Raw genomic sequence first — 22,688 nt, forward strand, 5'->3', positions numbered from 1 at the left:
TCTCGAAAACGTGGTTTTCCCTGACATCCGAACTCGACAGCGCAATCCTGGTGAAGACGACGGGTCCGTGTCGAACCGTATTCGGGTCCGCCTCGGCGCGGTCATCGCGTTCGCCCTCGCAGCGGTGGCCGCCGCCATCGCCGCCGTCGCGCTCGGTAACCGTCGCATCGAAGACGAAATCGAAACGCACGTCGACGAACTCCTGTCGGACAGCGAACCGCGCGACGGACGGTTCTCGCGGGACGACATCGAGGACCTGCCCGCTCCCGTCCGACGGTATTTCACCCACGTCTTGGAGGACGGCCAGCCACACGTACAGGTCGTCAGACTGCACCAACGCGGGGAGTTCCGACTCGGCGGGCCGGACTCCGCGTGGCGACCGCTCGTCGCGGACCAATACGTGACCACGCGGCCCCCGGGGTTCGTTTGGGATGCGAACATCGACGTCCTTCCGCGGGTTCCCGCGCGCGTCCTCGACTGTTACGAGGGCGGCGACGGGGTGCTCCGTGCGTGGCTGGTCGGGGGGGTTCCGGTCGCGAACGCCGGTCCGTCACCCGAGATGGATGCGGGCGAACTCCTTCGCTATCTCGCCGAAGCCGTCTGGTATCCGACCGCGCTCCTCCCCGCACAGGGCGTCGAATGGGAGGCCATCGACGGCCGGTCCGCGAGGGCGACGCTCGAACACCGGTCCGCGTCCGCTTCGGTCGTCTTTCATTTCAACGAGCACGACGAAATCGAACGCGTCACCGCGGAGCGCTATCGCATGGAGGACGAGCGTTACGAATCGTGGACGGGCCACTTCCGGGACTACCGGGAACGCAACGGGCGTCGGATTCCGGTCAAGGCCGAAGTCGGCTGGGGACTACCGGACGACGTCGAACGCTACTGGCGGGCGACCATCGACCGAATCGAGCACCGACCGATGGGTACGAACCCTCAGTCCGTCGGCGAACCGTAATCCGAATTCGAGGTCGTGAGCGAGGGAAGCGGCGGATTCAAACAAAAGACTCAATACTGACTAATTATTCAGTAAGCGCATGGGGTATGGTCACTCACAGAAGCGGCCGTGGCTAGCGGTCGTCCTCGGCGTAGTCGTGACCGGATTGGGACACGCGTACTTGGGCCGGTGGCGACGGGCGGTCGCGTGGCTTTCGGTCGACCTCGGAGTAGCGACCTTCGTGACGCCCGAAGCGACGTTGCAGGCGCTCACAACGAGTGCGCAGTTTCCGACCGCGGAACTCGTTCCCATCTTCGCGGTGACCTCAATCAGCATCGCGGACGCCTACTTGCTCGCACACCGAGCGGGTCCCAACTCGCCGTCCGACGGCGAATCAGGGACGGAGCGGGCCTGTCCGCACTGTGGCCGGTCGGCCGAACCGGAGTTGGAATTCTGCCAGTGGTGCTCGACGCGACTCGACGAACCCGACGCACGCGCTGAATCCGAGAGCGAAGCGTGAGCGTCCGTCGAGTCGGGTTCGGAGACGGCCGGACGATAGCAGCGTTCGAGGACCGATTTCGAATTGAGGAGCGGGATTCATCATGTTGGGCGTCCAACTCGTTCGTGCATGTTCCGCACGATACTCTCGGTAATCGGCCTCATCGAACTTCTCTCACCGGAGGCGCTCATCGAACGCGCCGAGCGGCTCGCGCTCGACAACCCGGACGACTGTGAGTTGCAGTCGTGGATCGTTCCCATTGCACGGGTCGAGGGACTCGCCTTCGTGACGCTCGTGTGGCGAAGCGACGCCTCGTATTCGCGGCTCAAGCGATTCCTCGGTGTCATCGGCGTTCTGGCACTGTTGTACCCGCGCGCCTACGTCAACTACGGGTCCGAACTCGTGTACGTCGATGCGGCCGAGTGCGAGTGGAAACCGTGGGTGTACCCCTGGACTCGCATCGTCGGGTTGCTGTACGTACTCGCCGCCGTCAATGAAATGCGAAAGGGACGCTCCTCGAACGTACGTTCGTCAGAATGAGCAGGGAGGAGAAGACGTTTCTCACCGAACCGGGCGGCCGTTCGTACGCAGACCTCCGTATTTAGGCGCGGAGCCAGACCTTCGGATGGTTCTCACGGAGATGGTCGTGGTACCACTTCATCGCCTTCGGGTACGAAGACGAAATCATCTGTAAGCCGCAGTGGTTACAACGCGCAGCAGGCATTGACAGAGCCTTGAAGGACGGGGGTATAACTGTTCCCATTCCCCGCGGTAGACGACCGTCGGCCGACGCTCGCTGCTCTCCGGTGTCGATACCGGGGACGTCCGCACCGGGAGGAGACCGCTTTCACGGACTCGGAACGGGAGAGTCGGCATCCCGTGCGTCGTCACGAAGCCGCTCCTGTTCGGCGGCGTCCATCTCCTCGAAATTCCGTGCGGCGTCCACTATCATCGGGGCGAGTCGCGGGTCTCCCGCGCTCGGTATCGAGGTCATCCCTTGCGAGAGCGCGTAGCGCAGACACGTTTCGATTTCGTCGGGAGTGTCGTACGGTCGGTACCACGTTTCGTACGGTCGTTCGTCTCTGGGGAGGTCCTCCGGCCACGGCTCCTCGGCGAAGGCTTTGATACACAGCGTTCCGAGGCCGCGTTCCCGGGCGAGGTCCAACACCGACCGATAATCGTACTCCGGGCCTTCCTTCGCATCTAAGGTGTAGTTGAGCGGGAACATCACCGTCTCCAGTTCGGGGATGCGTTTTATCGCGGTCCGAATCACGCTCGGGTCGCCGTGGCTCGTGAGTCCGATGTGGCCGATGAGTCCCTCCTCTTTCGCCTCCTTGAACGCGGCAAGCGCCCCTTCGTCGTGGTCTTGGGCCATCTCGGGGGTGTAGTCGCCGGTAACGGTGTCGAGTTCGTCGTACCGGGTGAGCGCGTGGAACTGATACAGGTCGATGTAGTCGGTGTCGAGTCGGTCGAGCGAGCGGTGGAGTTCGCCCCACGCGCCGTAGTAGGTGCGCTCTTGGGTCTTACAGCCCAAGAATATCTCATCGCGGTGTTCGGCGAGCTTCGGCGCGAGTTTCAACTCGGCGTCGCCGTACGTCGGCGCGACGTCGAAGTGGTTGACGCCAGCATCGAGGACGTCCTCGACCATCCGATTCGCTTCCGGTTGGTCGAGGAAGTCGAGCGCGATGGTGCCGAACGTGAGAATCGAACTTTCGTGGCCAGTTTCTCCGAGCGGTCGAGTTTCCATGGTGTATAGCAACGAAGAACACACGTAAAATGGTATCCCACGGGTACTCCGACGCGATGAGAAATCGAGAGATCGGAAGGATTCGAACGCATTCCGCCGGGAATCGAACTGACGATTCGACACGTATCCTGCTCGGGTGACGACGGAAGGTCGTTCACCGATAGTGAACACATTCGCTCGCCGATTCGGACGACGGTTATCGAAGTGCCGTGATACCGCGAGAGAACGCATAGAATCGCCACGTATGTCGAGATTCACCGTGAGCAAACGATTTCATTCGCGTGTTTGGTGTTCGGCCGTAATTCTGTTTGTCGCGCCGAGAACGAGGCCCGGCATGTCCTCTTCGAGGCGTTTGCCGCTCATTCCTGGAGCGGTGCCGGAGACAGTAACGGCACCGACGGCGCGACCGTCGTCGGTCAGAATCGCCGCCCCGACGGCGCGTCGGTCGGGGTCGAGTTCACCCCGGTCGAACGCGAGTCCGTGGTCGCGGACGGTCCGTAGTTCCCGGATCAGCGACGCGCGCGACGTTATCGTGCGGTCCGTCGGTGTCGGCGTGTCCCCGTCGAGGAGCGAATCGAGACTCTCGGGCGGACGATGGGCGAGGATGGCCTTTCCCGCGGCGCAAGCGTGCAGGGGAACCCGACTCCCGTCTTGGAGCGCGAAACCGGCGTCGTCGCCCGCTCTGTACACGAAAACGGCGTCGCCGTTCTCTTCGATGACGAGACTCGCCGTCTCACCGCTAGCGTCCGCGAGGCGGTCTATCTCCGGCCGGGCGACGCGGTACAGCGAGTCGGTGTCCCGGACGCCCGTTCCGAGTTCGAGGAAGCGCAGGCCGAGTCGGTATCGTCCGTCCTCGTTGATGACGTACCCGAGTCGTTCGAGGGTGGCGAGATGGTTGTGAACGCTGCCTTTCGAGCGTCCGAGTCGGTTGGCGAGTTGGGTGACACCGGCCCGTTCGAGCGTCGCCAGGGAGTCGATGATTTCGAACGTCGTCGCGGTGGCACCGACCGGATAGTTTGGCATAATCGTGGATGTCGGTACGGACACAAAAAATCGTTCATCGATAGTGAACAGATGCGCTCGGTAGTCGGTGAGAAAATAGCGTCACGGATTCGACTGAAACCGGTCGATACCAACGAATTCACCGGTAGCGGCGGAGATGGCACGCCAGCAATCGATGTAGCTCGTTCACCATCGATGAACGCATCGTGATATAGTACTCTAACCCGGTTACGGATATTTTCTTTAAATTCGCCGTCGTATTCCACATTCAGTGTGAAAATCGACACATATCTCCCCTTTCTCCCAAATAACTAAGTTTCTCTAGTTTCTGGTCTATGGTATTGTAAGCGATGACGAACAGTAAACTCGGTGTGAAACGGCGAAACATGCTGAACGGAACGTACAACCCGAATCTTCGCGCGAGGGACGAGGAGCCGAAATGAGCGGCCGAATCGTCGACTACGAACTCTACGAGGTACCGCCGCGGTGGTTGTTCCTCAGGGTGGAGACGAGCGACGGGGTGGTCGGCTGGGGCGAACCCGTGGTCGAGGGGCGGGCGCACACCGTCCGTGCCGCGGTCGAAGAACTGTTCGACACCTACCTCCTCGGAAAATCGCCCGATTCGATAGAGGACCACTGGCAGACGATGTATCGCGGCGGCTTCTACCGCGGCGGTCCCGTCCTCATGTCGGCTATCGCGGGCATCGACCAAGCGCTCTGGGACATCAAAGGAAAGCGGTTCGGCGCGCCCGTGTACGACTTGCTCGGAGGGTCGGCCCGCGACCGCATCCGCGTCTATCAGTGGGTCGGCGGCGACCGCCCGAACCGAGTGGCGGATGCCGCCCGCGAAAAGGTGGACGCCGGATTCACCGCGCTGAAGATGAACGCCACGGCGGAACTGCGGCGCGTGGATTCGCCAGCGACCATCGACGAGGCCGTCGCCCGCTTGGCGGCCGTCCGTGATGCCGTCGGGGACGAGGTGGACATCGGCGTCGACTTCCACGGCCGCGTCTCGAAGCCGATGGCGAAGCGGCTGGCGAAGGCGCTCGAACCCCACGAACCGATGTTCATCGAGGAACCGGTTCTCCCGGAGCACAACGACGTCTTACCCGAAATCGCCCGTCACACGACCATCCCCATCGCCACCGGCGAACGCATGTTCAGTCGGTGGGATTTCAAGGAGGTCTTCCGGAACGGGAGCGTGGACGTCATCCAGCCGGATTTGAGCCACGCGGGGGGAATCACCGAGGTGAAGAAGATAGCCGACATGGCCGAGGCGTACGACGTGGCGATGGCACCACACTGCCCGCTCGGGCCAATCGCGCTGGCGTCGTGCATTCAGGTGGACGCCGTCTCGCCGAACGCCCTCATCCAAGAGCAGAGCCTCGACATCCACTACAACGAGACGAGCGACGTGCTCGACTACCTCGCCGACGCTTCCGTGTTCGAGTACCGCGACGGGTACGTGGACCTCCCGGACGGGCCGGGACTCGGCATCGACATCGACGAAGAGCACGTCCGAGCGAAGGCGGGGAACGTCGATTGGCACAACCCCGTCTGGCGACACGAGGACGGCAGCGTCGCGGAGTGGTGACGGATGCAGGAGTCACGAACCCCCGTCGATGGCGTCCGTCGCTTCGAGGGCGAGACGGTACTCGTCACCGGGTCGACCCGCGGTATCGGCGAGGGAATCGCAAAACGGTTCGCCCGCGAGGGCGCGAACGTCGTCGTCACCGGTCGAACCCGAGCGGACGGCGAGGAGACCGTCGCGGCTATCGACGCGGCGGGCGGGACCGCGACGTTCGTTCGCGCGGACATGCGCGACCCCGACGACATCGCGGCGCTCGTCGAGGCCACCGCGGAGGAGTACGGGGGTCTCGACGTGCTGGTGAACAACGCGGGCGTCGAGACGAACACCGCGGCGGACGAGGCGACGATGGACGACTGGGCGTTCGTCGTGGAGACGGATTTTCGCTCGTACTGGCTCTGTGCGAAGCACACCCGCGAGCACATGGACGAGGGGAGCATCGTCAACGTCTCCTCGAACCACGCGCGACTGACGATGCCTGCGATGTTCCCGTACAACGCGGTGAAAGCCGGTGTCGACGGGATGACACGCTCGATGGCGCTCGATTTCGGTCCCGACGTTCGCGTCAACACCGTCAATCCCGGATGGGTCGCCATCGACCGTACGATGGAGGAGATGGATGAGGAGTACCGCGACCACCTCGAATCCATCCACCCCGTCGGGCGCATCGGCACCCCGGAGGACGTCGCCGGAGTGGTTTCCTTCCTCGCGAGTTCCGACGCCGCGTTCGTAACGGGGGCATCCCTCGTGGCGGACGGCGGCCGCACCGCCGTCATGCAGGACGACTCATTACCGGATTATCGTGGGCGACGCGAGGACGATGAGGACAGAGGGCGCTCAGAGTGATGGGGAGCCGAACTGGACGCGGACAGTATCGGAAGTGCGGGTGGTGAGGGGAGGCGTGTGAAAAAGTCGGGTGACGTTTCGTGGCAGTAGTTTAACGGAAGCTCGGGACGTCCTTCGGACGATGGAAGACCCTCAGTTCGAGGAGTTGCAGGAACGAGCGGCGAACGCGGTTACCGAAGACGAACTCACATCTGTCTACGTCGGTCTCGTTCACGAGAACGGCGAACAACAGTACTTCTTCGGGAACGACACCGACGGGAACGAGGAACTACAGGAGATGACCGTCGCCCAATTGGGAATGTTGCTTCGAGTACTCGCGGACCGCTCGAACGCCAGCATCAACGAGATTGCCGACGTTGCAATCGAACACGCGAGCCAGATGCAGTTACAATAGTTACGTCGCCCCGAGATACCGGGATGTTCGTCGCTGGTCGCTTCCGCCGCGTTCCTCCCACGGGAGAGGAGAACTCGCTAACGTCGCCTATTGTTCCGAAAGCACGACCGGTCGCGTCCGTGTGCTTCGGACCAGCAACCAGCCGAGGCCGACGAGGAGGGCGGCGAACCCACCGACGAGCAGCGTTCGCGAATATCCGACGAGCGTGGCGACCCCGACGAACAGCGGCGGACCGACGGTGGTTCCGAGGCGGAGGACGGTGGTCCGAATGCTCATGATGCTCCCCCGGAACTCGTCCGGTGCGAGTTCGTTCAGCGCGGTGTCCGTTATCGGTTCGGCGAGTCCTTGCCCCAAACCGAACAGCAAGAGCGCTCCGGCGACGACGTAGACCGAATCCGCGACCGACACCATGACGAGACCGATGCCGTAACTCGTGAAGCCGAGCGCGATGGACTGGAAACTCGAAAACGACCGGAGCAACCGGTCGCCCTGCACGGCCGTCAGGCCCATCATCACGGCGGGTAAGCCGAGGAGGACCCCGATAACACCCGACGAGTACTGGTAGGAGTTGGCGAGGATGAACGGCACGACCGTGAGTTGGGCACCGTAGAGGAGGAGGAAGATGCCGAATATCGCGGTGTAGAGGACCAGATAGGGCCGCATCGACGTCGGACCGGTCACGAACTCGTGGATGCTGGTATCGGCGTCCGTTCCGGTATCGGACGGTTCTTCGAGAAAGACGATGCCGGGGAGTGCGACGACGACGCCGAGGAGGAAGCAGACGAACGGTGCCATCCACGAGAGGGTCGCCAGTCCCCCGCCGAGGAGCGGATACCCCGCGGCACCGACCGCGAGAATCGCCGCGTTCATTCCGATCAGCGTTCGGCGTTTCTCACCCGTAAAGAGGTCGCCCAGCAGCGTGACAGTGAGCGTCGCGATGGCGCTGCTGGCGGCGCCTTGGATGGCTCGGAGGACGAGTATCGCCTCGAAGTTCGAGAGCAGGACGATAGCGGAGCCGCTGAGACCGAAGACGACGAGCGACGGGATGAGGATTCGTTTGCGACCGATTCTGTCCGCGACCATCCCTATCGGGACGGTCAAAAACACCCCCGGAAGGGTGAACGCGGAGAGCAACAGACTCGCCTGTGCCTCCGTGATGTTCCACGCGTCCTGCACAGCGGGGAGGGCGGGGCTGATGAGCGAGACGCCCATCACCGCGACGAGGGTGCTCGCGAAGATGACGGTCGTTGCGGGGGACTCTTGGAGGGTTCGAAGACGTTTCATTCAGGTTGTACGGAAATATTTGCGACGAACCGTGGAGAGGGTTTTGATGTCGGCAACCGCGACGGGGGACGGATGTGTCCCGCGAGCATCGCCCGTGCTCCGCATCCGACAACTACAACAGCGACGGTTCCGAACCTCCTCTATTCGATGTCCTCTAGTGACGTTCCCCGCGACGCGCTCTCCCGGTCGCTCGTAATCGCCGTACTCGGGTTTCTCCTGAGTATCGCGGTCATCGACGAGGTTGCCGCGAGCAACGCGGCGGTCGCGCTTTCGGACGCGTCGAGTCGGACGATTGCGGTGCCACAGTGGTTGTACTTGGCGACCGGCGGCGCGGTGATCGGTGCGTCGGCCATCTTGGCGAGCGTCGTCACCGACCGTTCGTTCATCCGGTCGATGCACGACTGGCAAAAAGCCGTCCCGACGTGGGCTCCGATTCGGCGAGGCGCTCTCTATCTCGCACAACTCCTCGGCGTCGCGGGGCTCGCAATCATCATCTATCGCGGCTTCGTCGGGCCGCAAATCCCGACCGTGAACGTCGCCATCATCCTCGTGTTCGGGGGCGTCCGCGCGGGGCTGACGATGGTCGTCTATCTCGTCGGAAACGTGTGGCCCGCGCTGAACCCGTGGCGGACGATAGCGCGACGACTCCCCACGCTCGGCCGTACGTATCCGTCCCGCGTCGGCCGGTGGCCCGCGGTCGGCGGGCTGTTGCTGCTGGTGTGGCTCGAAACGGTCATGCCGGTCAACAAGGTTCCGGCCATGCTCGCGACGGCGATTTGTGCGTACACAGTCATCACGCTCGTTGGGGCGGTCGTCTACACGCCCGAGTCGTGGTTTTCGAACGCCGACCCGGTGTCGGTCACGTTCCACTTCTACGGGCAAGTTGCCCCGCTCCGCTGGTCCGCGGACGGCGTGACGCTCCGCCCGCCCGGATTCGACCTCCGCGAGTCCGGGGCCGTCGCGACCACCGCCGACATCGCCTTCGTCGTCGCGCTCATCTGGGAACTCACGTTCAGCGGGTTCGTCACGACGTCGACCGGCGTGTCGTTCATCACAGCCGTCGTCGATGCGGGTGTTCCCCCGCTCATGGTCTACGCACTGCTCTTCGTTCTCGGGTACGCCCTCTTCCTCGGAGCCTTCGGGTTCGCGTCCCGCGTCACCCGACGGACGGGGGAGACCTACCTTCCGCCCCGGACCATCGCCCTCCGCTTCGCACCGCCGCTGCTCGCCATCGCCGTCGGCTACCACCTCGCACACTACTTCGGGTTCTTCGTCTCGCTCCTCCCGTCGCTCGTCCCCGCGGTCGTCTCGCCGCTCTCTCCCCCGGCGAATCCGGTCGTCCTGACCCTCCCGGAGTGGTTCGGCGGCCTCGTCATCGGGTTCGTCCTCGTCGGTCACCTGCTCGCCGTCTGGGTCGCCCACTCGCAGGCGTACGCGACGTTTCCGAGCCGACTGCAAGCGATTCGGAGCCAGTACCCGTTCATCCTCGTGATGATCGGCTACACGATTATCAGCCTGTGGCTCGTCTCGCTTCCGACGGCGAGTCCGGCGTTCGTGTCGTGATCAGACCGTGAACTCCATCGGCGGCATTTCCATGAACGCCGTCTCGTACCCGTCGTGCCGGGCGAGTTGCGGCGGCGAATCGACCGAGATTCGAAGCGTGTCGCCGGACCGCACGTCCCCGACGGGAGCACCGTAGTGGGTATCGAGGGCCGCGTCGAGGGCGGGGGTGAGCGTCCCCTTCGATACCGTCGTCCCGTTTCGCAGGAGTTCCATCGAGAGGGACATCCGCGGCAACACGATGCGGTTGTACGGCGTTCTCGGCGACACTGCGAGATACGATTTCCCGCCGTCGGCGAAGCGATTCTCCCCCTCGATGACGGTCACGACGAACTTCGCGTCGCCGGACGGTTTCGTCCCGACGAGCGTTCCCGGCAGCGATGCCGGTGCGGGCGCTCGACCGACCGGGACCGTCATCGACATCGGGTCGAGGGCATCGCGGCTCCCCTGCTTTTCGCCGAACTCCCGATACTCGACGTCGTATATCTGGTCCGTGTCGAATTCGAAATCGATGGTCGCCGACGCGCCGTCCGACAGTCGGGACGCGAGCGACCCGGTTCGGCGCACGCCGACCGACCCGACCCTGACAGTCGCGCTGTACGAGCCGTTGCCGTCGAGTGAAACGTTGTCCCCGTAGTGAAACCCCATATTCTGCGAAAGCATCGGCCACGGAGCCCGTTTATCGACCGTCTTCCCGCCTTTTTCGATGGTGAGTTGAACGTCCGCCGGGATGGTCGTCTCCGTTTTCGCGTCCCACGTGGAGACCATCATGTGGAGCGTGTCGTCCGGTTGCACGACGACCTTGGAGTTCGATTGGCCGGTGACGTTCCAGAACCGATGCGGGTACGAGTACATTAGCGCGAAGCGGAGGTCCCCATCCGTACCCATCCCGTACATCTTCATTCCCTCCATGTACGCGGGATGATAGACCGCGGCGGGACGGTTTTTCACTCTCGGCGGGTCACGCCACGCGGATCGTTTTTCGAATCCGAGCGAGTCCAGACAGCCGGTGAGGAGGGACCCCCCTGCAAGTGCCGTGCCAGTTCGGAGGAACGTTCGGCGGCGCATTGGGTGGGTGTTGTGCGAGTGTTCGAATGAGGGTGTTGGTTCAGTAGTCGAACGCGGTCCCCGAATCCGCCGGAGTCACGGGACCCGAACCGACGGGCGACCACTGGGCGGACCGCTCAGCCCGGCGCGCGGAACGCCTTGAGGCGAAACTGGAGGATGATGGGTTCGAGAACGTCCTCCCGTCCGGTCCACGTGATCGTCACTTCCGTCAGTCGGTACGACGGTCCCACGGGAACCCGCCGAGCCGAGAGGCGCGCCTGCCATTCGTCCCCCTCGATTTCGGTCTCGCCGCGCCGTTCGCCGCCGAGATGTTCGAGATATCCCATGGCCTGTTCGATTGTGAGGCCGCGAAACCGTCGCGTGACGCGGAGGGTTCCGTCCTCAACCGTCCGTTCGACCGGTGGTATCGAATCCAAGGCCGCCTTCCGCCGCCGTGCCCACGATGGGGCTCCGGATAGGGTCATTGTGACTCACGCTCACTAGCACTCGGCTAGCGACGAGGATAACAGTTGTTGGGGTTCTCACCCGCTTGGAACCACTCGGTTGCTATAACATTGCTCCCAACGTATCCCAGAGCGGAACATCGTATTTGCTCGAACGAAACCCGTAGCCAATGATGCGAGACGAAACCGTGGGACGCTCGCTCCGGCTTGCTTACGAGCTGATGAAACATGTACGAATTGAACACACTGAAGAAGCTACGGATTCGACTCAAGGCCTTCCGGGCGAAACGAGCCACGCGTAGCGAGATAGAAGCGCGACAAAAGCGACGACTCGAAGAACTACTCACGTTCGTCGTCCGACAGTCCCGATTTTACAAACGGCAGTATCGTGGCGTCGAGCGGCCGATTACTACCCTCGAAGCACTGCCGCCGGTGACCAAGCCGATGCTGATGGACAACTTCGACGACGTGGTTACCGATACCGCCGTGACGCGAGACGAAGTCGATGCGTTCGTCGGGGACCCATCGAAAATCGGTCATCGCTTCCTCGGACAGTATCCGGTGTGGACGACGTCCGGGACGACTGGCCGACCAGGGATTTTTCTCCAAGATGAGTACGCTCTGACCGCAACCGATGCGGTGGGTGATCGTTGGTCGCTTCCCGCGTTTCTCGATATCGAAACCATGCACAAACTCGTACGCCACAACTTCAAGACGGCGGAGATCGCCGTCACCGGGGGACACTACGCGGCCGCGTCGGGAGTCGCCCTATTCCAGCGCGAACGGCCATTTCTCCGCACCCGAATACGGTTGTTCTCCCCGAAACGACCGCTTTCCGAGTTGGTGGCGGACCTCAATGCCTACCAACCAGCGATTCTCGTCGGGTACGCGACGGTGCTCAAAGAACTTGCACACGAACAAGCCGATGGACGGTTGCAACTAACGCCAGCGTTCATCACACCGAGCGGTGAATCCGTTTCGGATGTTGAAAAAGGCGAGTTGAGCCGAGCGTTCGACTGTCCCGTCCGGGAGAACTACGGCGCGACGGAGTTCTATTCCCTCGCCAGCGAATGCGATTACGGCAACCTTCACGCGAACACCGATTGGGTTGTTCTCGAACCCGTCGACGAGAACTACCAACCGGTCGAACGAGGGACGCCCTCCGAAACGGTCCTACTGACGAACCTCGCAAATCGTATCCAACCCATCGTCCGGTACGACCTCGGCGATAGCGTCACGATGTACGACGAACCATGTCAGTGTGGTAGTCCGTTCCCGGTGATAGAAATCGAGGGAAGACAGGGTGACGTTCTCCACTTCGATACCGAGGAAGAGGGAAGCGTCCCGATATTTCCTCTCGCCATTTCGAGCGTCGTTGAGGAAATCCCGGGAGTCCGTCGAACACAAATCGTCCAAACCGATTCCCGTTCCCTTCGAGTTCGCCTGGCGGTAACGGATGACACCGATGAACAGGCGGTGTGGGAGGAGACTGAGCGGAAACTCGGAGCATTTCTGAACACTCAATCGGTCACGGATATCCACCTCGAGAGAGGAGCTGAACCGCCACGACGTGACCCTAAAAGCGGGAAATTCAGACACGTCTGGGCAGAGGGAGAGTAGGCCGAAATCCGAAGTGTATCACTTTTCCACGACCCGCGCGACGGGCGCGTTGTTTTTGACGCTCTCGATACCCCGCTTGGCACCCTGTTTCGACGAGTATCCCTCGCCGCTGTCCGCGATGATGTTCCGGTTCGCGACGACGAGGCGCCAGCGCCACTCGCCCGCGCTGTCCTCGTACACCTCGAATTGGGGTTCACTTGGCATATTCGGCGTATGTTCGACCACCAATAAAAAGGGTCGCCTTCGTGCGAAACTGATGGTCACGTCGCCGACCGTTTCAGACACGTGAAATTTAGACGACATCCGTTACGGGGCGGGCGGGGCTGAAGGCGGCGGCGAACGGACCGCTCACCGCTCGCTATCGCCGTATCTCCCGTTATAGCCGTCAAGGAGTCTTCTATCCCCCAAATACGGGAATAAGCCCGAAAACGAGTGTATCGTCGTTTCAGCGCTTCTATCGCCACAAATCGGCGTCATTGGAGTTATCACGTGTTTTTAGACCACGGATGGAATTACAGACAGTATGAAGAAACAGCCGCTTCTCGCGATCAGTGCCGTGTTCGCCCTGACTCTGCCGTGGCTCGTCACGGGAATCATTCAGGAGGTATCCGGTCTTTCGACCGTCATTGTTGTCGGAATGACCGGTCTCGCCATCGTCGGCGCTTCGTTCATGCTGGCGTGGGGTGCCGAAACGGCCGAAAAGGACGTTCCGCGGGCGTTCGCGATCGCGATTTTGGCGATTCTCGCCGTCGCACCCGAGTACGCCGTCGACGCCTACTACGCGTGGAACGCGGGGGCGAACGGGGCGACGGCACAGGCCTGCGGTCAGCTTTCGGGGAGCGCGATAGCCAACGCCGAACCGGGAACGCTCGCACAAGCCTGTCACGACGCCAACCTCGCCGTCGCCAACATGACCGGCGCGAACCGAATCCTCATCGGTCTCGGGTGGTCCGGAATCGCGCTCTACACCATCTACCGCGCAACACGGTCCGGTGACTCGTCGGTCGTCCAGCGGCCGGGGTCGCTCACCGATGCCGTCAAAATAGATCGCAACATCTCCCTCGAAATAACGTTCCTGCTCGCGGCGACGGTGTACGCGTTTTTCATCCCGCTCGGAAGCGGAATCGGTATCGGTGACACGCTGATCCTGGTCGGCCTGTACGTGCTCTACATCGGCGTCATCATCAGGAACGACGTCGAGGAGGACACCGCCCACGTCGGCGTTCCCGCTTATCTTCAATCGTTCTCGAAGGGAGCGCGGGTCGCGGCCGTGTTCGGCCTCTTCGCGTACTCCGGGTACATGATATTCGAGGCGGTCCATCCGTTCGCTCACGGGTTGGAGACGCTCGGGACGTCGTTCGGTATCCCGGAGTTCTTCATGATCCAGTGGATTGCACCGCTGGCCTCCGAATCGCCCGAACTAATCGTCGTCCTCTATCTGGTGAACAAGGCCCGTTCGACGGCGGGGTTCAACGCGCTCATCTCCTCGAAACTGAACCAGTGGACGCTGCTCATCGGCACGCTCGCCGTCGTCTACAGTATCGCTTCGGGGAGCGTCGGCACGCTCGCGTTCGACGAGAAGCAGGCGGCGGAGATATGGATCACCGCCGCACAGAGTTTCTTCGCGCTCGGCGTCCTCGTGAACTTCGAGATAGACGTCCGCGAGGCGCTCACGCTGCTCGTGCTGTTCGCCTCACAGGTGGTGTTGGAGTTCGGCGTGCTTCAACTCGTCTCGGAACCGACGGCAGCCTCGTTGAGCCTCACCTTGCTGCACGCCTACACCGTCGTCTACGTGCTGCTCGGCGGGTGGCTGTTCATCCGCCGCCGCGAGAACGTCCGTCGGCTCACCGGACGTACCGTCGCCACCGTTCGGGACGCGTTCACCGGAGGCACCGATTCGTCCGAACACGGGTACTGAGTTTCGATACCGGGGAGCGGAACGCGCCCCGAGGTTCGCCGCTCTCGGTGGATGCGTCGGCCGAATCCGTTCCAAGGGCGTGATTGTCGGGAGATGGTACAATTGCGGACGGAGAGGAGTGAAACTTTAGTCGTCTACGCGAAAACTGGAGGTGAGTATGTCTCGCCGCCACGAACAACGGATGCCGCGCTCCAAGTGGACGCGCGACCACGCTTCTCGACTCCGCCGGACCCCCGACACCACCGCACCGATAATCTATCCCCCCGAGCGGCGGATCAGCGACGAGTATCACCTCTGGGACACCTGGTTTCTCCGCGAACGCGACGGGTCCATCGCCGAGGTGGACGGCTATCGAATCGCGTTCTCGCTCTCCGCGTCGTCGTCTCTTCTTCCCGGAAAACGCCACGACGAAGCGCGTATCCGGTACTTCTACTCGACGGACGGGCGGGAGTGGACCTACGGCGGGCCGGTCTTCCCCGAGGGCGAGGCGTTCGGTTCCCGCCAGTGGGCTGGGTCCGCCCTCCTCGACGACGGCACCGTGTACGCCTACTACACCGCCGCGGGCCACCGTGACGAACCAGAACTCACCTACGAACAGCGGATATGCGTCGGCGCGGGCGGTACCGTCTCGACGGACGGAGACGGCCTTCGTATCGACGGCCCGTGGGACCACTCGGTGCTCTTGGAACCGGACGGCGAGCGCTACCAGACGCAGGAGCAGTCGATGCGACAGGACGGGCCGATATACACGTTCCGCGACCCGTGGTTCTTCGAGGACCCCGAAACGGAGGAGACGTACCTCCTCTTCGAGGGGAACACGCCCATCGACGACCCCGACCCCGAGCGGACGTACAACGGCTGTATCGGCATCGCGTACTCGGAGACGGGCGACCCGACGGACTGGGAGGTCCTCGATCCGCTCCTCGACGCCGAGCGCGTCAATCAGGAACTCGAACGGCCGCACGTCGTCGTCCGGAACGGGCGCTACTACCTCTTCACGCCGAGCCATCAGCACACGTTCGCGCCCGGTTGTAGCGGGTTCGACGCCCTCTACGGTTTCGTCGCGGACTCCCTCTTCGGTCCCTACGAACCGCTAAACGAGACGGGGCTGGTCGTCTCGAATCCCGAGAACGCCCCGTTTCAGGCGTACTCGTGGCTGGCGTTCGGGCACGGCGACGAAATCCTCGTCACGTCCTTTTTCAACTACTTCGACCTCAACGGACTCTCACTCGATGACGTCGCCTTCCTCCCGGAGGCGGAGCAATTCCGTCGCTTCGGCGGGACGTACGCGCCGACGCTCCGCCTGCAGGTCGCGGGTAATCGAACCCGTATCTGGGGCGAACTCGGCTACGGACGGATTCCGCTCGAACGCGAGTCGCTGGCCGCACCCGACCGCGTTCGCTACCGGGCGACGGACGACGGGAACGAAGAAAGCGACGGCGGCGACGACAGCGATAGGGGCTACTACTGAATCAGTCGTCTCCCACCTCGGCCGTCGAACCGACATCCACGGACGGGGCGGCGGAGACGTCGAGTTCCCACGCGTCGAGGGAGACGATACGGGCGTCGCCGCCCGCAGCGTAGAGCGAAACGCCGTCGGCGTCCGCGCGGGTCGGGTAGATTCGCCCCGTGAGACAGCGCCGCTCGTTTGCGAACACTTCGACGATGGACCCGTCGACGAACACCCGAAGGTCGATTCGGTCGTCGCCGTCGAGCGGCATCCGTATCGGGTCGTCCGCCGTTTCCGGGTGGAGGCTCGACGTCGACCGTTCGAGGATGAGTTCGCCCCGGCGAACGTGGAGCGGCGTCCGTTCCTCGCCGTCCACGGTCTCGCGGAGGACGACGCCCACCTCGTCGGCGGTCCCGAGGTCGAGGGAGAGCGAGAGTTCGAGCGACCGTCCGCGGGTCGGGAGGACTTCGCGCTGGCCGTCGGAGAGCCCGAACGACTCGAACCCGTGATGTCCGCTCCGAAGTGACGTGACCTCGGCCGCGGGACGCTGGCGGAGTTCGCCGTCCTCGACGCTGAGGACGCGGGGGAGCGAGAGCGCGCCCGACCATCCTGCGTCCCACTGCGCGCGCTCGCTGCGCGCCTCCTTCAGCCACCCGAACGTGAGCGGACGCCCCGACGCATCGTGGAGCGTCTGTGGCGCGTAAAAGTCGCCGTAATCGAGGTGGCCGAACTCCTCGCGCTCGAAGCGCCCGTCGCGGACGTTTCCGAGGAAGTACAGCACGCTCTCGTAGTTCGAGACGTGGAGGAGGGACCGCTCTCCGAGGTCGAGGAGTTCGGGACACTCCCACATGTGGCCAGCGCCCTCCCAGTTGCCCGTGAGCAGCGGCCCGAGGTAGGTCCAATCCCGAAGGTCGTCCGACCGATAGCGGAGCACCGTCCCGCCGACGCCCTCGATGCTGGAGCCGATGAGCTGATACCACGAGCCGTTTTCGCGCCAGACGCAGTGGTCGCGGAACTCCGCCTCCCAGTGGTCGGTCGAGAGGATGTCGAGTTCGACCGGTGTGTCCGTTACGACGGGATTGGCGGGTTCTTTCGCCCAGACGTCGAGGGTGTCGTCAACGGCGGTTGCGAGACACGGGAGTTGGCGATTTCCGCGACCGCCCGTGTAGAGGATTCGAGCGGTGCCGTCGTCGTCGACCGTACAGCCCGACCAACAGCCGTCGCGGTCCGGGCCGTCGAGGTCGGGCGTGAGCGCGACCGGGTGGTCTTCCCAGTGGAGGAGGTCCTCGCTCGTCGCGTGCCCCCAGTGGATGGTGTTGTGGTAGGGCCCGCCCGGGTTGTACTGGTAGAAGGCGTGATACGTGCCGTTCCACTCGACGAGGCCGTTCGGGTCGTTCAACCAGTTCGCGGGCGGTGCGAAGTGATAGCGCGGGCGGTCGTGGTCGCCGCGGAAGGCGGTGCGCATCGCGGCGAGGTCGGCGGCGGCCTTCGGGCGGCCGACGAGTCCGTCCTCGGCGCCCGAACCGAGGAAGCGCAGACAGCCCGCGAGGAACGTCTCGCGGCCGCCATCCGCGCCGGGCGCGTCGAACTCGACGTTCGCGCCGACGCCGAGGACGGTGCCGTCACCGGGTTTCCACTGGACGACGGACACTTCGTTCGGGTGGTCGACATCTCCCCGATACGTGCCAGCGAGCACGTCCGCGCGTTCCGGGAGGACGTCGACGTACCGCGCATACGGCTGCGTACCGCCGTCGCCACGGGTATGGAAGCGGATATCGTCGAAGGCCGCGACGGCGGGATGGTCGGCATACTGGGACTTCCAGAGCGGCCCAACGGCCGTTTCGACCGGTTCGGTGCCGACGGCATCCGGGGCGACCGAATCGATGTCGAGCGGTTCGACCGCGGTCAGCGCGTGGAGGGTTACCAGGAGGGTGCCACCGCGCTCGAAATAGTCGGCGAACGCGTCGGCGAACTCGGCGATAGCTGACGGGTCTAGGGGAGTGTCACGGTGCCACCAGAGAACGTCGTACGCGTCGAAATCGCCGCCCGCGCGCAAATCGGCGAACGAAACGCGTTCGACGGTTCCCAACTCGGTGATGGCCCAGTCGAACGCCGTCCGCTGTTCGAAGGAGAGATCGTCGGAGTGCAGGAACGCGATGGTCGGAGACGACGGTGCCATTGACAATACATATCGGGGCACGTTATATAATGGACACGGCTTTTTCAATGCCGCATGCCGGAGATCGTGAGCCAGGGCCTGTTACTCCGCCTCGGCGTCCGAACACGATCGAGCGCGGGCGCTCGTCGCGCCGTCGTTACGTTCGGTTTGCATCTCGGACGCCGCGAACCGTGGTCCCGACCGCTTCGAGACCGGCGTCGTGCAATAAATCGCCGACAACGACCGTATCAGCCACGCGCGCCATCTCGTACGCCGAGTCGTAGTCGTGGATGCCGCCACCGTAGAAGAGACTCGCGGCCGTGAGTGCATCTCGCGCCGCAGCGACGACGCTCGGGTCGCCGAGCGTCCCGGAAAATTCGAGATAGACGATGTTCTGGTCGAGGACGTGCTCGGCGAGGCGGGCGTAGGCGGCGATATCGTCGATGGCGAGGTCACAATTCGCTCGCGTATACGTCGCAACCCCGGACTCGGGGTTCAGGACGATGTACGCCTCGGTGTGCGTTCGCTCCCAATCGATACGCGCGGACGACCGAATCCACTCGTGGTGCGCACCCGTTATCCACGTCGTGTCGCCCGCGTTCAGGACGATGGGTATCAGGTAGCCGGAAAAGGCGTCGTTCGGGGGCACGGTCGGCAGATAGGTCGGTTCTACGAACACCGGAACGTCGGCGGACGAGAGCGCGTCGAGAATCGACCGGGCGTTCGATTCGGTGACGTTCGTAGTGCCGCCGACGACGATGGCATCGGTTCCCGTGTCGGCGATGGCGGCGTAGGTATCCCCACTACGAAGTGATTTGTCGGGATCGACCTTGGTCACGTGATGCCAACGTTCCCACGGAGTCGCCATAGCACACGTAGTACGAACACACGCAAACCGTTTTCGAGGATTCGAGGAGCACTCCCCGGAGTCGAAGGTAACCGTAACCCGCCGAACCGTTTCGTTCTCACGAAGGGGGAATTAGAGAAACGTGTGAGAGTCGAATTCGACCCGAGAATTAATTTGTCCGCGGTTGTGATTGCTTGTATGGTCACGTTTGAGGTGACGCTGCCCGACCGTATCGACAGCGACATCGACCGCCTTGTCGACCAAGGTGACTTCCTAAATCGAGAACAGGCGATAGAAGAACTCCTTTCGCTCGGAGTGTCGGCCCATGGGGTGAGCCACGAAACGGAAGACGAACTGTCCGAAGACCTGTTCACGCAAGCCGTCGACGACCAGCAGGACCCCGCTAGCTATCAAGACGAACCGCTCTAGTTTTCAGGGTGAAAACGGCTAGCGGATGCCGCGCTGACCGAACATTCTCTTCGAAACCGGTACAGCGGCCGCTGACGTCGATAGCGGGGCGTTCGCGGGTGCGTTCCGTAAGCAGGAATGAGCAGAGGTTCGGATACGAGCAGATGAGCAGGTATGAGCAGAGCTACACAAACTCCGTCCGCGAGCGTCGGGTCGGCGGATTGTCGGGTCTCGTCGTTCTTCCGTCGGACGAAAAGAGGGTCTCACGCCACTCCCCCGCCCAAAGTGCCGACGAACGGCCGATTTCGGTACACGGAAGGAAGCAGCTTCGGTACGATGGAACAGACGATAATTACGACTGGACGAAGCCAGAACTATTGAATAATTGATATTCTGTTCGCTGCCGTCTAGCGAGGGGTGGTATCATGGATGAACTACTGTCCGGCAGGGTAGCGGTGATAACCGGCGGGTCGAGTGGTATCGGCCGTACGATTGCGAAAACGTTCGCCGAGGAGGGCGCCGATATCGTCGTCGCGGACGTTCGTGAAGACGCTCGCGAAGGCGGGACGCCGACGCACGAACTGATTTCCGAGGAAACGGATTCCGAGGCGACGTACGTCGACTGTGACGTGTCCAAGCCTGATGACCTGGAGGCGAGTGTCGAAGCGGCGGAACGGTATGGTGGAGTCGACGTCATGGTCAACAACGCGGGGATTTTCCGAGGAGAGGACTTCCTCGACGTGTCCGAAGGGGAGTACGACCAATTGATGGACGTCAACGTCAAGGGGGTGTTCTTCGGGACGCAAGCCGCCGCCAAACGGATGGTTACGAACGGCGGCGGCAGTATCATCAACCTCTCCAGTGTCGCTGGATTGGAGGGAACCGGGGAGTACGTCACCTACTGTACCTCGAAGGGGGCCGTTCGACTGATGACGTACGCACTCGCCGACGAACTCGGGCCGGAAGGCGTCCGCGTCAACGCGATTCATCCCGGCGTCATCGAGACGACGATGACCACCGACGACGTTGCCATCGTCGGAACCGAAGAGGGGGAGATGTACGAGCATATGATTCCCTCGCGTCGATTCGGCACGCCGACGGACGTCGCCAACGGCGCACTCTACCTGGCATCCGACCTCGCGGATTACGTCAACGGGGAGTCGCTCGTTCTGGACGGAGGGCTTTCGAACACCGGGTGAGGTTTTCGTGTCGAGGTTCGTTTGGCGAGGACAGGTTTCCCGCACCCCCGGGGGCGGGGTTCCTCGGAGTTCACTTCCGCTCGTGGATTTGGGCGGTCGGAGGGCACGCAGGCCGTTGTTAGTTCCCGCTCGTCTCCAGTTCGGATTCCGCCGGTGCTGATTCCGCCGAGTCTGACCCCCCTTTTCCACCGCGAAGGACGTGATGGACCAAGTTTCCATGCGCGCGCCGGAGGCGTTCGGAGAGCGCTTGGTGGGTGATTCCGATTTCTTCCGCGAGGTCGTCTGCCGTCACCTCGCGTGGCACCGAGTAGTAGCCGCGCTCGGCAGCGAGCCGAAGCGTCGTTTGCTGGCGGTCCGTCAGTCCTACTCGACTACTACTTTGGTCGGTGAGGTCGTGAATAGAAGTGACATCAAAATCGATGCCGTGTTCCAGACAGCAGTCGTTGGTGCGCGTAGCCATCATCCGATCAGCGAACAACAGACGGATATTCCAGCGGTCGTCGTGGCCCGTCGCACGGAGCACCGTCCCCCCTTGTTCTACGAGAAGACGAACCAGATGTTCGATGTGGTCGTCCCATTCGAACTGATACAGACAATCGGATTCGAACTCGGCTATGAGCCGAAAGTCGACAACGCTGTCGTCCTCGGCAAACGCCGCTTCGAGCGTCGCGCGTTCGGGCGAGTCGAACCGGAGAAAGGACAGCAAGAACTCGTCACTGGTGGCGGCGATCCGCTCAGCGTCAACCGTCACCGTCTCGAGTTCCGCAAGGGTATGTGCAAGCGCGAACTGCTCGCTCGGGATAGTTACGTCAACGATTGAACTGGTCATGTGTCGTGGATGGTGGGTGGGCTCGGCTCGCTATCCGTGCGAGGCGCCCGCGTGTTCGATTTTACACTCCATCGCACTCCGGGTAGAAGCCATCTATGGGAGATGATGCGAATAGACCACATACTTCAGGCGTTGTTCATCCGCGTTGCCGTCGTTGTGCCACACATCAGACAGCGAATGACCCGGTACGGTTCGCGAGAGAACTTCGCAGTGTGGGATTTGTCGCTTTCAGTGCGAATTTCGATCGAGACTTCGTGGGGCGTCTGCACCGCACAATTCTCACACGGTTCGAGATTGTCACCTGTTCGCTGGTCTGTTTTTGTCATGGTGAGTTCGTTCCATCATTTCCCGATGAATTCATCGAGCGTTCATCCGCTCGTTCCTGGACCATCTGTACCAGTGGTCGGATATCGTCGAAGCGGGGTCCCCTCCAAACGGTACGGCTCTCATGGTCCCACTCGATGACATCCGCAGCGCTGAGCATCGGGAGGTGGACGTGTCTCATTCGAAGTGAAGATAGGCGTTCTCGATCGTCGGTACTGTTCACGTCTGTGGGAACGTAGGGGTGGTCGTCGTCCAGACGGTCGCGTTCGAGGAGGGAAAATAGCAGTTGTCGGCGAGACGTATTCGCCAATATTTCGAAGAAGGTGTCCAGTGATGTCCCCTGTATAGCGGCTGCGTTCTCGCCTTCGCCCGTTCGTTCGTTTGAAGTCTTGCTCATGTTTCGTTCGTTTACGGATTTGCTCGTGTTTCTCGCGCCGGTTCGACCGGTAACTGCTGGTGTTGTTACTCCCGGAAGTACCGTCACTGGGTAAGAGTTCATTCTAATCTGTTAGGGTGTTTTCTCGAAATCGATTAAAAATTCGAGAAATAAAGGACGTCGTTTACGAG

24 protein-coding genes are annotated in these 22,688 nt (G+C 62.5%); 12 read left to right on the forward strand and 12 right to left on the reverse strand.

Annotated features, from left to right (window positions below; translation table 11 throughout):
- Window positions 1–67 precede the first annotated feature (67 nt).
- The 3 genes from V5735_RS21290 to V5735_RS21300 all read left to right on the forward strand — a co-directional run bounded on the left by V5735_RS21290 (window position 68) and on the right by V5735_RS21300 (window position 1,976).
- A complete protein-coding gene (locus V5735_RS21290; RefSeq protein ID WP_423747155.1) occupies window positions 68–958 on the forward strand; it encodes a DUF6920 family protein in 891 nt (296 codons plus the stop codon).
- A 79-nt stretch (window positions 959–1,037) separates the two neighbouring features.
- A complete protein-coding gene (locus V5735_RS21295) occupies window positions 1,038–1,457 on the forward strand; it encodes a DUF7575 domain-containing protein (protein WP_423747156.1) in 420 nt (139 codons plus the stop codon).
- 108 nt (window positions 1,458–1,565) lie between these two features.
- The gene (locus V5735_RS21300; protein WP_423747157.1) at window positions 1,566–1,976 is read left to right on the forward strand and encodes a hypothetical protein; all 411 of its coding nucleotides are present in this window, start codon (window positions 1,566–1,568) and stop codon (window positions 1,974–1,976) included.
- A 61-nt stretch (window positions 1,977–2,037) separates the two neighbouring features.
- On the opposite strand, the gene V5735_RS21305 is transcribed toward V5735_RS21300, so the two are convergent.
- From V5735_RS21305 to V5735_RS21315, 3 genes are all read right to left on the reverse strand, one after another.
- Window positions 2,038–2,160: a hypothetical protein gene (locus V5735_RS21305; RefSeq protein ID WP_423747158.1), complete on the reverse strand. Its 123-nt coding sequence runs from the start codon at window positions 2,158–2,160 to the stop codon at window positions 2,038–2,040.
- Between the two features lie 123 nt (window positions 2,161–2,283).
- Complete coding sequence (locus tag V5735_RS21310) at window positions 2,284–3,183, reverse strand: aldo/keto reductase (protein ID WP_423747159.1); 900 nt, start codon at window positions 3,181–3,183, stop codon at window positions 2,284–2,286.
- Between the two features lie 273 nt (window positions 3,184–3,456).
- Window positions 3,457–4,206 (reverse strand): IclR family transcriptional regulator, encoded by a 750-nt coding sequence (locus V5735_RS21315; protein WP_423747160.1) that lies wholly within the window; start codon window positions 4,204–4,206, stop codon window positions 3,457–3,459.
- Between the two features lie 418 nt (window positions 4,207–4,624).
- Here V5735_RS21315 and dgoD point away from each other — a divergent pair, with 418 nt between their 5' ends.
- From dgoD to V5735_RS21330, 3 genes are all read left to right on the forward strand, one after another.
- On the forward strand, window positions 4,625–5,779 hold the full coding sequence (dgoD, locus tag V5735_RS21320; RefSeq protein WP_423747161.1) for a galactonate dehydratase: 1,155 nt from the start codon (window positions 4,625–4,627) through the stop codon (window positions 5,777–5,779).
- Window positions 5,780–5,782: 3 nt separating this feature from the next.
- Window positions 5,783–6,619 carry an SDR family NAD(P)-dependent oxidoreductase gene (locus tag V5735_RS21325; RefSeq protein ID WP_423747162.1) on the forward strand — a complete coding sequence of 279 codons (837 nt, stop codon included), beginning with the start codon at window positions 5,783–5,785 and terminating at the stop codon, window positions 6,617–6,619.
- A gap of 121 nt (window positions 6,620–6,740) precedes the next feature.
- Window positions 6,741–7,013: a hypothetical protein gene (locus tag V5735_RS21330; RefSeq protein ID WP_423747163.1), complete on the forward strand. Its 273-nt coding sequence runs from the start codon at window positions 6,741–6,743 to the stop codon at window positions 7,011–7,013.
- Between the two features lie 87 nt (window positions 7,014–7,100).
- On the opposite strand, the gene V5735_RS21335 is transcribed toward V5735_RS21330, so the two are convergent.
- Window positions 7,101–8,297 carry an MFS transporter gene (locus V5735_RS21335; protein WP_423747164.1) on the reverse strand — a complete coding sequence of 399 codons (1,197 nt, stop codon included), beginning with the start codon at window positions 8,295–8,297 and terminating at the stop codon, window positions 7,101–7,103.
- A 147-nt stretch (window positions 8,298–8,444) separates the two neighbouring features.
- On the opposite strand from V5735_RS21335, the gene V5735_RS21340 reads away from it, so the two are divergent.
- Entirely contained in the window at window positions 8,445–9,860 is a 1,416-nt protein-coding gene (locus tag V5735_RS21340) for a hypothetical protein (RefSeq protein WP_423747224.1), read from the forward strand.
- On the opposite strand, the gene V5735_RS21345 is transcribed toward V5735_RS21340, so the two are convergent.
- Entirely contained in the window at window positions 9,861–10,925 is a 1,065-nt protein-coding gene (locus V5735_RS21345) for an iron transporter (protein WP_423747165.1), read from the reverse strand.
- Window positions 10,926–11,041: 116 nt separating this feature from the next.
- Window positions 11,042–11,389 (reverse strand): hypothetical protein, encoded by a 348-nt coding sequence (locus tag V5735_RS21350; RefSeq protein WP_423747166.1) that lies wholly within the window; start codon window positions 11,387–11,389, stop codon window positions 11,042–11,044.
- Between the two features lie 207 nt (window positions 11,390–11,596).
- Here V5735_RS21350 and V5735_RS21355 point away from each other — a divergent pair, with 207 nt between their 5' ends.
- On the forward strand, window positions 11,597–12,988 hold the full coding sequence (locus V5735_RS21355; RefSeq protein ID WP_423747167.1) for a phenylacetate--CoA ligase family protein: 1,392 nt from the start codon (window positions 11,597–11,599) through the stop codon (window positions 12,986–12,988).
- Window positions 12,989–13,006: 18 nt separating this feature from the next.
- Here the strand turns inward: V5735_RS21355 and V5735_RS21360 are convergent, their stop codons facing one another.
- Complete coding sequence (locus tag V5735_RS21360) at window positions 13,007–13,192, reverse strand: HVO_2922 family protein (RefSeq protein WP_007980995.1); 186 nt, start codon at window positions 13,190–13,192, stop codon at window positions 13,007–13,009.
- Window positions 13,193–13,511: 319 nt separating this feature from the next.
- On the opposite strand from V5735_RS21360, the gene V5735_RS21365 reads away from it, so the two are divergent.
- The gene (locus tag V5735_RS21365) at window positions 13,512–14,906 is read left to right on the forward strand and encodes a sodium:calcium antiporter (RefSeq protein ID WP_423747168.1); all 1,395 of its coding nucleotides are present in this window, start codon (window positions 13,512–13,514) and stop codon (window positions 14,904–14,906) included.
- A 157-nt stretch (window positions 14,907–15,063) separates the two neighbouring features.
- A complete protein-coding gene (locus tag V5735_RS21370; protein WP_423747169.1) occupies window positions 15,064–16,377 on the forward strand; it encodes a glycoside hydrolase family 68 protein in 1,314 nt (437 codons plus the stop codon).
- A 1-nt stretch (window position 16,378) separates the two neighbouring features.
- On the opposite strand, the gene V5735_RS21375 is transcribed toward V5735_RS21370, so the two are convergent.
- The gene (locus V5735_RS21375) at window positions 16,379–18,535 is read right to left on the reverse strand and encodes a GH32 C-terminal domain-containing protein (RefSeq protein WP_423747170.1); all 2,157 of its coding nucleotides are present in this window, start codon (window positions 18,533–18,535) and stop codon (window positions 16,379–16,381) included.
- Between the two features lie 136 nt (window positions 18,536–18,671).
- Window positions 18,672–19,382 carry a phosphoglycerol geranylgeranyltransferase gene (locus V5735_RS21380; protein WP_423747171.1) on the reverse strand — a complete coding sequence of 237 codons (711 nt, stop codon included), beginning with the start codon at window positions 19,380–19,382 and terminating at the stop codon, window positions 18,672–18,674.
- 177 nt (window positions 19,383–19,559) lie between these two features.
- Here V5735_RS21380 and V5735_RS21385 point away from each other — a divergent pair, with 177 nt between their 5' ends.
- Both V5735_RS21385 and V5735_RS21390 read left to right on the forward strand, forming a co-directional pair.
- Complete coding sequence (locus V5735_RS21385) at window positions 19,560–19,790, forward strand: ribbon-helix-helix domain-containing protein (RefSeq protein ID WP_007981005.1); 231 nt, start codon at window positions 19,560–19,562, stop codon at window positions 19,788–19,790.
- Window positions 19,791–20,194: 404 nt separating this feature from the next.
- Window positions 20,195–20,968, forward strand: coding sequence for an SDR family oxidoreductase (locus tag V5735_RS21390; protein WP_423747172.1), 774 nt, complete (start codon window positions 20,195–20,197; stop codon window positions 20,966–20,968).
- 118 nt (window positions 20,969–21,086) lie between these two features.
- Here the strand turns inward: V5735_RS21390 and V5735_RS21395 are convergent, their stop codons facing one another.
- The 3 genes from V5735_RS21395 to V5735_RS21405 all read right to left on the reverse strand — a co-directional run bounded on the left by V5735_RS21395 (window position 21,087) and on the right by V5735_RS21405 (window position 22,620).
- Window positions 21,087–21,797 (reverse strand): helix-turn-helix domain-containing protein, encoded by a 711-nt coding sequence (locus tag V5735_RS21395; RefSeq protein WP_423747173.1) that lies wholly within the window; start codon window positions 21,795–21,797, stop codon window positions 21,087–21,089.
- A 125-nt stretch (window positions 21,798–21,922) separates the two neighbouring features.
- Window positions 21,923–22,123, reverse strand: a complete 201-nt coding sequence (locus V5735_RS21400; protein ID WP_423747174.1) for a hypothetical protein — start codon at window positions 22,121–22,123, stop codon at window positions 21,923–21,925.
- The gene (locus V5735_RS21405; protein ID WP_423747175.1) at window positions 22,120–22,620 is read right to left on the reverse strand and encodes a hypothetical protein; all 501 of its coding nucleotides are present in this window, start codon (window positions 22,618–22,620) and stop codon (window positions 22,120–22,122) included. The genes V5735_RS21400 and V5735_RS21405 overlap by 4 nt, the downstream gene beginning before the upstream one ends.
- Between the last annotated feature and the right edge of the window lie 68 nt (window positions 22,621–22,688).

This window comes from Haladaptatus sp. SPP-AMP-3 (assembly GCF_049568665.1).
In the GTDB taxonomy this organism is placed as follows: Archaea; Halobacteriota; Halobacteria; order Halobacteriales; family Haladaptataceae; genus Haladaptatus; species Haladaptatus paucihalophilus.